A 12,988-nucleotide genomic window follows, 5' to 3' on the forward strand; every position below is an offset into this window, starting at 1 on the left:
CTACACTGGTGGTCATGAAAGTTCTTGCAGCCATGAGCGGCGGTGTCGATAGTGCGGTGGCGGCTGCCAGGGCCGTCGATGAAGGCCACGAAGTGGTCGGGGTTCACCTGGCACTTTCTCGTATGCCGGGCACCCTGCGGACGGGCTCGAGGGGCTGCTGCACCATTGAAGATTCGATGGACGCGAGGCGGGTTGCCGGTCAGTTGGGTATTCCTTTTTATGTGTGGGACTTTTCCGATCGTTTTAAAGCCGACGTTGTCGATAATTTCATTGAGGAATACCGCGAAGGCCGCACCCCCAACCCGTGTTTGCGCTGTAATGAAAAGATCAAGTTTGAAGCGGTCGTGGATCGGGCGATGGCGTTAGGTTTTGATCGTGTGGTCACCGGGCATTACGCGGTTGTGCGCGAAGATGCCGATGGCAATCCTGAATTACACCGCTCCGCAGAGTGGGCCAAAGACCAGTCTTACGTCTTGGGTGTGTTGACCACAGAGCAGGTGCGACACTGCTACTTCCCGCTCGGCGAAACCCCCTCAAAAGATGACGTCCGGGCGGAGGCCACAGAGCGTGGATTTAGTGTGGCCAGCAAACCCGACAGCCACGACATTTGTTTCATCCCCGACGGCGATACGCAAGGATTTTTGGACGACAAACTGGGCACCGACCCGGGAGACATTGTTGACCGTGATGGCGCAGTGGTGGGCTCACACGAGGGCACCCACCGTTACACGGTCGGTCAGCGAAAAGGGTTGCAGATTGGCTACCCCGCTGAGGATGGCAAACCCCGCTACGTTCTCAACATCCGCCCGGTGACCAAAGAAGTGGTGGTCGGCCCTAAAGAGGCACTCGACACCATCGAACTCTCCGGTAGCCGGATTAGCTTTGCGGGCATTGACCCGATAGCGACCGGTCTATCGACCGGGAGCTATGACGATGGGGTGTTGAGCTCCTGTGAACCCTTCGCCTGCGAGGTTCAGGTGCGAGCCCACGGCGATACCTACCCGGCGACGGCGTGGATTGAGTCCGGCCAGCTTCGGGTGCGTGTCGAAGACCCCATTTCGGGTGTGGCCCCCGGCCAATCGGCCGTGCTGTATGTGGGGACCCGCGTGTTAGGACAGGTCACCATCGACCACACGGTCTCGGCCGATCAGGGGTCCCTAAGCCGTGCGTAGAGTCCTCATACTGGGCTCGACAGGGTCTATCGGGACCCAAGCGATTGATATCGCCACAGCCCACCCTGAACGGTTTTCCATCGTGGGTCTCTCCGCCGGCTCAAAGGCGGAGATGCTGGCACACCAAGCCCAACAGCTGGGTCTGCCAGAATCTGCCACCGCGCTTGGAGCCGAGGGTGCATCGGATCTGATTAAGCGGCTCGAGCCAGATGTTGTCTTAAACGCCATCACCGGGTCGGTCGGTTTGGGCCCCACCTTGGTCGCTTTGGATTCTGGTGCGGTCTTGGCACTGGCCAATAAGGAAAGCCTGATTGTGGGCGGGCAGTTGGTCACCTCCCGGGCCCAAGAGGGCCAGATCGTTCCTGTCGATTCCGAACACTCTGCCTTAGCCCAGGCATTGATGGCCGGGAAGTCCTCTGAAGTGAACCGGCTCATTGTCACCGCCAGTGGGGGCCCGTTTCGTGGGCGCAGTGCCAAGGAGTTAGAAGCGGTCTCGCCGGGTGATGCACTGGCTCACCCCACCTGGAACATGGGGCGGGTGATTACCACCAATTCGGCCACCCTGGTCAATAAGGGTCTGGAAGTCATTGAGGCCCACCTCCTGTTTGGCATTGACTACGACCACATTGAGGTCACTGTTCACCCCCAATCAATCGTGCACTCTCTAGTGGAGTTCATTGACGGGTCGACCATGGCTCAGTGTTCACCGCCTGATATGCGACTGCCCATTTCTCTGGCGTTGGAGTGGCCCAAGAGGGTTCCTGGCGCTGTTGCCGGACTGGATTGGACGGCCGCACACACCTGGACTTTTGAGCCGCTGGATGATGACGTATTTCCGGCGGTGTCGATGGCGAAGGCGGCAGGAATCAAAGGGGCAACTTTTCCCGCCGTGTTCAATGCCGCCAACGAGCAGGCCGTTGATGCCTTCCATGACGGGGCGCTCAGCTTCCCCGGTATCACCCAAGTAATCGCTGAAGTACTGGGTGAGCATCAACCGGAGCCAATGACCCTTGAAGGCGTGTACGCGGCCGAAGCGTGGGCGCGTTCGCGTGCCGATGAGGTGATCGCCACACGCCGCTTCTGAGCATTCTCAGTGGTGGGGATTATGGTTACGGCGTGGAGTCAACCATCTGGTTCATCGTCGGAGTTCTTGCCCTCATTGTGGGGTTGGGGATTTCGATTGGGTTACACGAGTGGGGTCACTTTTACCCCGCGAAACGCTTTGGCGTGGGTATCACCAAATTCATGGTGGGCTTTGGGCCCACACTGTGGTCGACCAAGCCCGGTGAAACGGAATTTGGCATTAAAGCCATTCCACTGGGCGGTTATGTCGCCATGCACGGGATGTTTGCGCCCAGCGAAAAAGGGGCCAGCGAAAAAGGGGCCGGTGAAGTAGGAGCCAATGAGAGGGCGCCGAGGCGCGGTGGTGCCGGTACTGATTTTGCCGGTTTAGATGATCAGCCAGACTCCGACGAGTTTGATGATTCGAGAAGTTTTTACCGCTTGAGTGTCTTTCGTCGCATCGTCATCATGCTGGGTGGCCCGGCCATGAATCTCATCATTGCGACCGTGTTGTATGCGGTGTTGCTGATGGGTTTTGGTGTCGTCCAGCCGAGCCTCACCGTGGGTTCTGTGTCCCAGTGTGTGCTGCCGGCAACAGAAACGCGCACCGACTGTCGCCCCGGGGACCCTGCTGCTCCAGGGAACCAGGCCGGTATGGAGCCGGGCGATGTGATTCTTGCTGTCGATGGCCAAGAAGTCGACAGCTGGTTGGTGTTGACCGAAATCATTCGCGATCACCCCGGTGAGACTCTTGCTCTGACGATTGACCGTGAGGGCACCACTCGCGAGATTCGCATCACGCCTCTGCTGACGGAGCGCTTCGCGATGGACTCCAGAGGTCAAGTCGCAGTGGACTCGGACGGGCAACCCATGGTGGAACCGGTGGGGTTTGTGGGAATTGGTGCGGCACTGGAAACCGCGCGCCAACCCATCAGCCAAGTACCGGTCGCGATTGGGGACAACGTTGAAGGTGTCACCAGGGTGATCCTGACTCTGCCCCAACGCATGGTGCAAGTGTCCCAGGCGGCATTCGGGGACGACGAACGAGACCCGAACGGCCCCATCAGTGTGGTGGGCGTGGGACGTATCGCCGGTGAAATCGCGTCAATCGACGACATCGAAAACCATGACCGCATTGCCAGTTTCATTGCCCTACTGGCTTCGCTGAATATTGCCCTGTTCGTGTTCAACCTGATACCCCTGCTGCCCTTGGATGGTGGACACGTCGCCGTGGCCCTCATCGATGGCATCCGTCGAAAAATTGCCTCCATTCGAGGCTCGCCGCCACCCAATCCGACCAACCCGCAAAAACTCATGCCCCTCACCCTCGTGGTTGTTGCGGCGTTGATCAGTATGAGCGTGTTGCTGATGTATGCCGATATTGTCAACCCGATCAGTCTGATTCAGTAAACGTTTCGTCATTCGACACCCTCGAACCCCAAATTACCCAGCGGTCCTTCACTGCGCTTCGCTAACATGGGCAGGCCGGCCATACCGGTAGGAACGTGAAGAGGAGACGCTGTGCCCGCTGTGAATCTGGGAATGCCCAAAGTTGCCGAAACGTTGGCGCCTCGGCGAAAAACCCGACAAATCAAAGTGGGCAACCTCCTTGTCGGTGGTGACGCTCCCGTCAGCGTCCAATCGATGACGACCACTCAGACCACAGACATCAACGGCACCCTTCAACAAATCGCTGAACTCACGGCCACAGGCTGTGATGTTGTCCGGGTTGCAGTGCCCACCCAAGACGACGCCAACGTGTTGCACATCATCGCCAAGAAAAGCCAAATTCCGGTGATCGCCGACATTCACTTCCAACCCAAATACGTCTTTTCGGCCATCGACGCTGGTTGCGGTGCTGTGCGGGTGAACCCGGGCAACATTAAGAAATTCGATGACCGGGTGGGAGAAATTGCGAAAGCCGCCAAAGACGCTGGGGTCAGCCTTCGCATTGGGGTGAACGCCGGTTCGCTGGATCCACGGCTGTTGCAGAAATATGGCAAACCGACTGCTGAAGCGCTCGTCGAAAGTGCCGTCTGGGAGGCAAGCCTCTTCGAGGAACACGACTTCCACGACTTTAAGATTTCCGTCAAACACAACGACCCTGTCGTCATGGTGAAGGCCTACAGGATGTTGTCGGAGCGCGGTGACTGGCCCTTGCACTTGGGTGTCACCGAAGCGGGACCGGCTTTCCAAGGCACCATCAAATCCTCGGTAGCGTTTGGAACCCTGCTCGCGGAAGGCATTGGCGACACGATTCGAGTGTCGCTGTCGGCCCCGCCGGCAGAAGAAGTCAAAGTGGGCCTGAAGATTCTAGAGAGTTTGAATCTTCGTGAGCGAAAGCTTGAGATTGTTTCCTGCCCCAGTTGTGGTCGGGCCCAAGTCGACGTCTACACGCTCGCTGACTCTGTCACCAAAGGCCTGGAGGGCATGACTGTGCCACTTCGAGTCGCGGTGATGGGGTGTGTGGTGAATGGCCCGGGAGAAGCCCGTGAGGCGGACCTCGGTGTGGCCAGTGGAAACGGTAAAGGCCAGATTTTTGTGAAGGGCGAAGTCATTAAGACTGTTCCCGAAGCCGAAATTGTCCAAACCCTGATCGAAGAGGCCAACCGCCTGGCCGCCGAAATGCCCGATGTGCCCTCTGGAGAACCAGAAGTCATCACCGGCTAGTGGCGCTAGTCTGGGTCGGTGCTTGAAAGACTCAGTCATCTCTTCGTTCGAACCCTCCGGGAAGACCCCGCTGACGCCGAAGTAGCCAGCCACAAATGGCTGGTTCGCGCCGGATATATCCGGCGCCAAGCACCAGGGATTTTCGCCTGGTTACCTTTGGGTCTGCGTGTTCGACAGAAAATCGAAGCAATCATTCACGAAGAGATGCGACTGGCGGGAGCTCAGCAGGTTCACTTTCCCGCCCTCTTACCCCGCGAGCCTTACGAAACCACTGGGCGGTGGGAAGAGTACGGCCCCAACATTTTTCGACTCAAGGATCGCCGAGAGGCCGACTACCTGTTAGCGCCCACCCACGAGGAAGTGTTCACTCTCACGGTGAAAGACCTCTACTCCAGTTATAAAGACCTCCCCCTCACGATCTATCAAATTCAAGACAAATATCGCGACGAAGCGCGGCCACGGGCGGGACTGCTGCGCGGTCGAGAATTCTCGATGAAAGACGCCTACTCGTTTGACTACACCGACGAGGGCCTAGATGTCAGCTACCAGGCCCAAAGGGACGCCTACGAGCGTATTTTTCAGCGCTTAGGACTCGAATATGTCATTGTTCGCGCCGATGCCGGCGCGATGGGTGGCTCCAAATCCGAAGAGTTCCTTCACCCCATCGCCGTCGGTGAAGACACGTTTGTGCGAAACGATGCCGGTTACGCCGCAAACGTTGAAGCGTTTCGGGTCGCTGCCACAGAGCCCCTGCCACTAGAGGGCCTGCCTGAAGCAGAAATTCACGACTCCCCAGATACCCCCACGATCGACACCCTGGTGGCACTGGCCAATCGCGATGTTCCACGAAGCGATAGGCCATGGGCTGCAGAGGACACACTGAAAAATGTGGTGCTGGCTCTGGTGGATGCTGACAAAAACCGCGAACTGGTTGTTGTCGGACTTCCCGGTGACCGCGAGGTCGACATGAAGCGTGCGGAGGCATGGTTTGGCCCACGTGATGTGGAACCCGCTACCGAGGCTGACTTTGTCCAACACCCCGCACTGGTGAAGGGCTACATTGGCCCCTGGTCCACAGAAGGTCCCGTTCTTGGCCTAGAGAGTTCCAGTGGTATCGCCTACTACCTGGACCCCCGGGTAGTGGAGGGCACCCAGTGGGTGACTGGCGCGAACATCCCCGAAAAACACGTCTTCCACTTAGTTGCCGGACGGGATTTTCACTCCGATGGCGTCGCCGATATTGCCAATGTTCGAGACGGTGACCCGGCGCCGGACGGTTCCGGACCAGTCAACACTGCCCGTGGGATGGAAATTGGTCACGTCTTCCAGTTGGGCCGCAAATACGCTGAAGCCCTCGGCTTGCAAGTCCTTGACGAAAACGGCTCCCTCGTCACCGTGACCATGGGCTCTTACGGCATCGGTGTCACCAGAATTTTGGCGATCATTGCGGAGGGTCACCACGATGACAAAGGCCTGATCTGGCCTGAAGCTGTTGCACCCTACGACATTCACGTTATCCAGGCAGGAAAAGACGAACAGGTGGCTACTGTGGCCGAGGAATTGGCTGAAGCTCTTGTTGCGGCCGGAAAAGATGTATTGCTCGATGACCGCGCAAAGCTTTCCCCCGGTGTGAAATTTGCCGATGCGGAAGTTATTGGCATTCCCCACATCGTGATTGCCGGTCGGGGAGTGGCTGAGGGCAAGGTTGAACTGTGGGATCGAGCCAGTGATGAACGCCGCGAAGTAAACATTGCTGACGTCGTGGGAGCCCTGGTAGGCAGGGACTGACCCCACAGTCCTGGCGCGGGCACAGACGCTGGGGCTAAGCTGTGTCGACCGGTGAGATGTGTATCACCGCCCACAAAAACAATCAAATAGGAGGTGTGTGCCGTGGACATCGACCTCAGTGTGTTGAAACTGATGGAATCCGAACGGGACATCCCTTTCGATGAGCTTGTCATCATCATCGAACAGGCCATTCTCACTGCATACGAAAAACACACCGGCCTTGCCGATCATCGAGGGCAACGCGTCGACCCCGATGCCCCTCGAGCTCGCGTGGAACTCGACCGTAAAACCGGTCACGTCACCGTGTTTGTACCCGAACTCGACGACGAAGGCACCCTCATTGGTGAAGGTGTCGACAGTCCTGAAGGCTTTGGTCGTATTGCCGCCCAAGCAGCCAAACAGGTCATCAATCAGCGCATCCGCGACATCGGCGACGACCGTATTTTGGGTGAATACCGGGGCAAAGACGGCGACATTGTCTCGGGAATCATCCAGCAAGGGCCAAACCCCCGGATGATCCACATTGATTTGGGTGACGTGGAAGCACTGTTGCCGCCGGAGGAGCAGGTTCCGGGCGAAGCCTACGAACACGGCACACGGCTTCGCACTTTTGTCACCAAAGTAGACAAAGGCCTTAAAGGGCCTTCCATTACCGTCAGTCGTACCCACCCCGGTTTGGTGAGGCGTTTGTTCGAAATGGAAGTACCCGAAATCAGCGAAGGTTCGGTGGAAATCACCTCCATTGCCCGCGAAGCGGGACACCGCACGAAAATCGCGGTCCGAGCCCTCGTGCCCGGGGTGAATGCCAAAGGCTCGTGCATTGGCGAGTTAGGCCAAAGAGTTCGCGCGGTGCAATCCGAATTGGGTGAAGAAAAGATTGACATTGTCGACTTTTCCGAAGATCTCGCCACTTTTGTCGCCAGCGCGCTCTCGCCGGCAAAAGTCAGCAGCGCCTTTGTGATCAACGAAGAACTCAAGCAGGTGCGCGCGTTGGTTCCCGACTATCAGCTGTCGCTGGCAATCGGAAAAGAGGGGCAAAACGCCCGCCTAGCCGCAAAACTCACCGGGGCGAAAATCGACATTCAGCCCGATTCGGTGATGGAAGGCGAGTAGGGCGGGAGGGTCCCACCCGTCCGAGGAGTAGTATGGTGCCAGTAAGGTGCTGTTTGGGCTGTCGACAACGCGAATCTAAGGACCTGCTCCTTCGAGTCGTGGCAGAAAACAACCGGGCAGTGCTCGATGATTCGGCAACACTTCCGGGTCGCGGAGCTTATGTTCACCGCAACGCAGAGTGTGTCGAGGCATCGCTTGGAACAAAGGCGTGGCCGAGGGCTCTTAGGGAACCCCGACTCGACCTAGAAGAACTAACCCTCCTCGTACACAACGAGGAGCACACGAAGAAGAACAGGCTGAACGGCTAATGGACCTTTCATGAGTGGCTCGAAATGAGTCCCGTTCGGACATAGTGGTGTGCCCTGCCTGGGGTTCACCCAGACAGGAGAGTTGTGGCGGCAAAACCACGCGTTCACGAAATCGCGGCTGAATTAGGAATTGACAGCAAGCGGACGCTTGAAAAGCTGAAAGAAATCGGCGAGTTCGTCAAAGGACCGTCTTCTACGGTTGAGCCTCCCGTTGCCCGGAAACTGAAAGCCGCTTTCGCGGAAGAAGGCGTCGTCCCTGTCCCCAAAGACGAGCAAAAAAAGGCCGAGCCCAAAAAGCCTGCACCCAAGCCCGCAGCTCCCGCGCCAGCGCCCGAGGCGGAAGTAGCTCCAGAGCCAGAGCCCGAAAAGTCTGAAGCCCCGGAAAGCCCGTCAGCTCCTGGTGCTCCCGAATCAGGTGGCGCAACACCTTCCTCCATTCCTACACCGGGAATTCCTCGCCCCGGTAACAACCCCTACGCCTCCAGCCAAGGAATGGGTCGCCCCGGAATGCCCAGGCCTGGCAACAACCCCTACGCCTCCAGTCAAGGAATGGGTCGCCCCACTCCGGCGAACGCCCGCGCGGGCGCGGAGCGGACCGAAGCGGCAAATCGTGCCACCCCAAGCCGTGGCGGTGCCCCGGGCAGCAAACCTCCCTTCCAACAGCGTCCTGGTGGACCCGGTCGACCCGGTGCTGGTGGCCCTCCCGCTGCGGGTGGTCCGGCACGTCCTGGTGGCGGTGGTGGCGGTCCGCGCGGTCGCGGCCGTGGCCCCGGTGGTGGCACCGCAGGAGCGTTTGGTCGTGGAGGCTCGAAGAGCAAGTCGCGTAAGTCGAAGCGGACAAAGCGCCAAGAGTTTGAAATGCGCGAAGCCCCCTCGTTGGGTGGTGTGAGTGTTCCGCGCGGTAACGGTGACACTCCGGTCCGACTTCGTCAGGGTGCCTCCATCAGTGACTTTGCGGAAAAGCTCGAGACTCTCACCGGGATGAACGTCCCTCCCGGCAACCTGGTAACTGTGTTGTTCCAGCTGGGTGAGATGGCGACCGCGACCGAGTCGTTGGACGGGTCGACCTTTGAAGTCTTAGGTGCGGAGCTCGGTTACAAAATCGAAATTGTCTCGCTGGAAGATGAAGACAAAGAGCTTCTCGAAAGCTTCGATATTGCCTTCGAAGTTGAAGAAGACGAAGAAGACCTACAAATTCGCCCACCTGTGGTGACCGTCATGGGTCACGTCGACCACGGTAAGACGAAACTGCTGGATGCGATCCGTAAAGCGGATGTGACCGCGGGCGAAGCCGGCGGAATCACCCAGCACATTGGTGCCTACCAGGTGTGGACCGAACATGACGATATTGAACGGGCCATCACCTTTATCGACACCCCCGGTCACGAAGCCTTTACGGCGATGCGTGCGCGTGGTGCAGACGTCACCGACATTGCGATCCTTGTGGTCGCCGCCGATGACGGCATCATGCCCCAGACCATTGAAGCGCTGAACCACGCTCAAGCAGCGGGTGTGCCCATCGTGGTGGCGGTCAACAAGATCGACGCCGAGGGGGCCAACCCCGACAAGGTGCTTCAGCAGCTCACCGAATATGGCTTGGTTGCCGAAGAATACGGCGGGGACACTATGTTCCGCCGCGTGTCAGCGTTGAAGGGTGAAGGCATCAACGAACTGTTGGACGCCGTGTTGCTCACCGCTGACGCTGGGTTGGACTTGAGGGCAAACCCCAATCGTCAAGCCCGCGGTGTGGCCATTGAAGCCAAGCTCGATAAGGGCCGCGGTTCTGTTGCGACCGTGCTCATTCAGTCGGGAACACTGCGCGTGGGTGATGCGATTGTAACCGGAACCGCCTACGGACGCGTCCGGGCGATGGTTGACGAACACGGTGAACACATCGAAGAGGCGATGCCCTCGAGGCCCGTTCAAGTTCAGGGTCTCTCCAGCGTGCCCAGGGCTGGCGATTCGTTCATCGTCACCGACGATGACCGCACTGCGCGCCAGATTGCGGAAAAGCGTGAAGCCGCTGAGCGTAACGCTCAGCTGGCGAAAGCTCGTAAGCGCATCAGCCTGGAAGACTTCACCAAGGCTCTCGAGGACGGCAAGATTGAATCGCTGAACCTCATCATCAAGGGTGATGTCTCGGGTGCTGTTGAAGCACTGGAGGAATCGCTGTTGAAGATCGAAGTTGACGACACGGTTCAACTGCGCATTATTCACCGCGGAGTTGGTGCCATCACCGAATCCGACGTGAACTTGGCGACCATCGACAACGCCATCATCCTCGGGTTCAATGTGCGCCCCGACACCAAAGCGAGGGAGCGTGCGACCCGCGAAGGTGTCGATATCCGGTTCTACTCGGTTATTTACAACGCCTTGGACGAAATCGAAAGCTCACTCAAGGGCATGCTCAAACCCGAATTCGAAGAGGTGCAATCCGGTGTCGCCGAGGTGCGCGAGATATTCCGCTCCTCCAAAGCCGGAACAATCGCGGGGTGTATTGTCCGCTCGGGCACCATCACCCGCAACGCCAAGGCTCGCATCATTCGCGACGGTGTGGTGATTGCCGACGGTTTAGCCATCGAGTCGCTTCGTCGTTTCAAGGATGACGTCACCGAAGTGAAGACCGACTACGAATGCGGTATCGGCTTGGGCAAAATTAAAGACATCGAGGTGGGCGATGAGGTCGAAACCATCGAGATGAAAGAGAAGGTCCGTGAGTAATTCACCCCGGGTGAGGAAAATGGCGGACCAGATCCACCGAGTCCTCGCCGAAAGGCTCCAAAAGGGGCTTCGCGACCCCGACATGGGGTACGTGACAATCACTGACGTGAAAGTCACGGGTGACCTCCAACACGCCACCGTGTTTTACACGGTGTTGGGAACAGACGACGAGCGCGAAGCCAGCGGCAAAGCACTCGCCCGCGCCACAGGAATGTTGCGCACTGAGGTCGGTCGGCATATGAGGGTGCGGTTGGTACCGACGCTTGAGTTTGTCTTGGATGCTTTGCCGGGCACGGTTGAAGACATCGACAGGCTGTTGGATGAGGCGAAGCAACGCGATGAGCAGCTGCGCGATGTCGCCGCTGGAGCACAACCAGCCGGGGATGCTGACCCATATCGGTCTGAAGATGCTGACGACTCGGCTCGCTAGAAAGAGGAGAGACCCAAATGTCTATGGAACGCGATGATGCACGCGAGTATCACATTGAGGTGGGCAAAGGTGATGTCGGTCGCTACGTTTTTCTTCCCGGCGATCCTGGCCGCTGCGAAATGATTGCCCAGTATTTTGACTCTCCCGCTTTTGTCTCCAGACACCGCGAATACGAAACGTGGACCGGGTATTTGGATGGCGAAAAGGTTTCTGTGACCTCGACTGGTATCGGCTGTCCTTCAGCGGTGATTGCGATGGAAGAACTCGTCAACGTAGGTGCGGACACGTTCATGCGGGTGGGCACTTCCGGTTCTATGCAACCTCACATCGCCCCCGGTGATTTAGGGGTGATTACCGCCGCGATTCGCGACGAGGGCACCACCAGCCACTATTTACCCATCGAGTTTCCGGCTGTGGCGAATTTTCCCATCACACAGGCTCTCTGGCAGGCCGCCACCGATAGTCGTCTGAGGGTGCACTTAGGCGTCAGCCAGTCCAAGGACTCTTTCTACGGTCAACATTCGCCAGAGCGGATGCCCGTCGCCAAAAGGCTTCACGAGCGCTGGGAGGCCTGGATGGCAGGGGGCGCCATTTGTTCCGAAATGGAAGCCGCCGGTTTATACATCACCGCCCAAGTGTTAGGGGTTCGTGCGACCGGCATCATGATGATCATGGGCCACCCCGACCAGTCGCCGATGACCCCAGAAGAGTGGGAAGCCTCCAAAGTGGAACACGCCCTGCCGGTAGCGATTGAAGGAATGCGGGAGATTATTCGCCGCGACCGGGCTGCTGCCACGAAAGGCTAAAACGCTCTTCGCCGTCTGCGCGGCTGTCGCGCTGGATTAAACCATCTCGAACCAGCGACTCCACCGCCCGCATCCGCTGTGTCGCCTGCGGCCAAAGGCTCTCCAGGGTGTCACGCTCGAGCGACTCCGGATTGTCTCTTAGCCAACCGAGGATGATGCCCCGAACTTGGCGGTCGCTGCCCTCATAGCGTGCTTGCACGCGCGGTTTCACCGAAGGGTCCTCCGGGTAACCCTCTGCTTTCCACCGACAGCTGTGTTGGAGGGGGCATTGGCCACACTTCGGGCTTCTGGCTGTGCAGACCAATGCTCCAAGTTCCATTAACCCGCGCTGGGTCTGGCAATAATCTGTCGCACTACCCGTGGCGCTCACCTGATCGACCCGGTCCAACCCAAAACCCACACTCCAGTGTCCGGCCGCCTGATCGCCGTCCTCCACCCGAGCAACGACCCGTTTCACGTTGGTGTCGACTACTGGGACGGGAACACCGTAGGCAAAGCAGGCGATCGCTCTGGCCGTATAGGTGCCAATACCGGGCAGTGTTTCTAACGCCTCCACATCCCGGGGGAGTTCACCCCCATAGTCTTTGGCCACAATCTGTGCGGTCTGGTGCATATTTTTTGCCCGCCTGGGATACCCCAGGCGGTTCCACTGCGAGAGCACCTCACCGAGGGAAGCCTTACTCAAAGAGTGAGCGTCTGGCCATCTCTCACACCACGCCTGCCAGGCGGGAATCACTCTGGCCACCGGGGTTTGTTGCAGCATCACTTCACTGGTCAGAATCTGCCACGCCGAAATCCCTTCAGCCCGCCACGGCAGGTCACGCTGATGTGTCGAATACCACTGCCGAACTAACGCTGTGTCCACGCCCCGATGGTAGTCACTCCACACCGGAAAGACTCTCGGCCAGTGTGGACGTG

General features: G+C 58.5%; 11 protein-coding genes. 10 read left to right on the forward strand and 1 reads right to left on the reverse strand.

From position 1 onward, the window contains the following. Positions 1–14: 14 nt before the first annotated feature. The 10 genes from mnmA to C3B54_RS03110 all read left to right on the forward strand — a co-directional run bounded on the left by mnmA (position 15) and on the right by C3B54_RS03110 (position 12,070). Positions 15–1,172 (forward strand): tRNA 2-thiouridine(34) synthase MnmA, encoded by a 1,158-nt coding sequence (mnmA, locus tag C3B54_RS03065; RefSeq protein WP_104914236.1) that lies wholly within the window; start codon positions 15–17, stop codon positions 1,170–1,172. After that, positions 1,165–2,256, forward strand: coding sequence for a 1-deoxy-D-xylulose-5-phosphate reductoisomerase (gene dxr, locus C3B54_RS03070; RefSeq protein WP_104913189.1), 1,092 nt, complete (start codon positions 1,165–1,167; stop codon positions 2,254–2,256). Before mnmA ends, dxr begins: the two co-directional genes overlap by 8 nt. Positions 2,257–2,288: 32 nt before the next feature. Beyond that, positions 2,289–3,644 carry a M50 family metallopeptidase gene (locus C3B54_RS03075; RefSeq protein WP_104913190.1) on the forward strand — a complete coding sequence of 452 codons (1,356 nt, stop codon included), beginning with the start codon at positions 2,289–2,291 and terminating at the stop codon, positions 3,642–3,644. A 111-nt stretch (positions 3,645–3,755) separates the two neighbouring features. Beyond that, positions 3,756–4,904, forward strand: a complete 1,149-nt coding sequence (gene ispG / locus C3B54_RS03080; RefSeq protein ID WP_211286321.1) for a flavodoxin-dependent (E)-4-hydroxy-3-methylbut-2-enyl-diphosphate synthase — start codon at positions 3,756–3,758, stop codon at positions 4,902–4,904. Positions 4,905–4,922: 18 nt separating this feature from the next. After that, entirely contained in the window at positions 4,923–6,692 is a 1,770-nt protein-coding gene (locus tag C3B54_RS03085) for a proline--tRNA ligase (protein WP_104913191.1), read from the forward strand. 102 nt (positions 6,693–6,794) lie between these two features. Next, positions 6,795–7,805, forward strand: coding sequence for a transcription termination factor NusA (gene nusA / locus C3B54_RS03090; RefSeq protein WP_104913192.1), 1,011 nt, complete (start codon positions 6,795–6,797; stop codon positions 7,803–7,805). A 32-nt stretch (positions 7,806–7,837) separates the two neighbouring features. Beyond that, positions 7,838–8,113: a YlxR family protein gene (locus tag C3B54_RS03095; protein WP_104913193.1), complete on the forward strand. Its 276-nt coding sequence runs from the start codon at positions 7,838–7,840 to the stop codon at positions 8,111–8,113. Between the two features lie 84 nt (positions 8,114–8,197). Beyond that, on the forward strand, positions 8,198–10,834 hold the full coding sequence (gene infB, locus C3B54_RS03100; protein ID WP_104913194.1) for a translation initiation factor IF-2: 2,637 nt from the start codon (positions 8,198–8,200) through the stop codon (positions 10,832–10,834). Further along, positions 10,827–11,264: a 30S ribosome-binding factor RbfA gene (gene rbfA, locus C3B54_RS03105; protein WP_104913195.1), complete on the forward strand. Its 438-nt coding sequence runs from the start codon at positions 10,827–10,829 to the stop codon at positions 11,262–11,264. The genes infB and rbfA overlap by 8 nt, the downstream gene beginning before the upstream one ends. 17 nt (positions 11,265–11,281) lie before the next feature. Further along, positions 11,282–12,070 carry a nucleoside phosphorylase gene (locus C3B54_RS03110; protein WP_104913196.1) on the forward strand — a complete coding sequence of 263 codons (789 nt, stop codon included), beginning with the start codon at positions 11,282–11,284 and terminating at the stop codon, positions 12,068–12,070. On the opposite strand, the gene C3B54_RS03115 is transcribed toward C3B54_RS03110, so the two are convergent. Beyond that, positions 12,033–12,935 carry an HhH-GPD family protein gene (locus C3B54_RS03115; RefSeq protein WP_245867992.1) on the reverse strand — a complete coding sequence of 301 codons (903 nt, stop codon included), beginning with the start codon at positions 12,933–12,935 and terminating at the stop codon, positions 12,033–12,035. The two genes, C3B54_RS03110 and C3B54_RS03115, sit on opposite strands and share 38 nt — an antisense overlap. Positions 12,936–12,988: the final 53 nt, after the last annotated feature.

It is taken from the genome of Pontimonas salivibrio, from assembly GCF_002950575.1.
GTDB lineage: Bacteria > Actinomycetota > Actinomycetes > Actinomycetales > Microbacteriaceae > Pontimonas > Pontimonas salivibrio.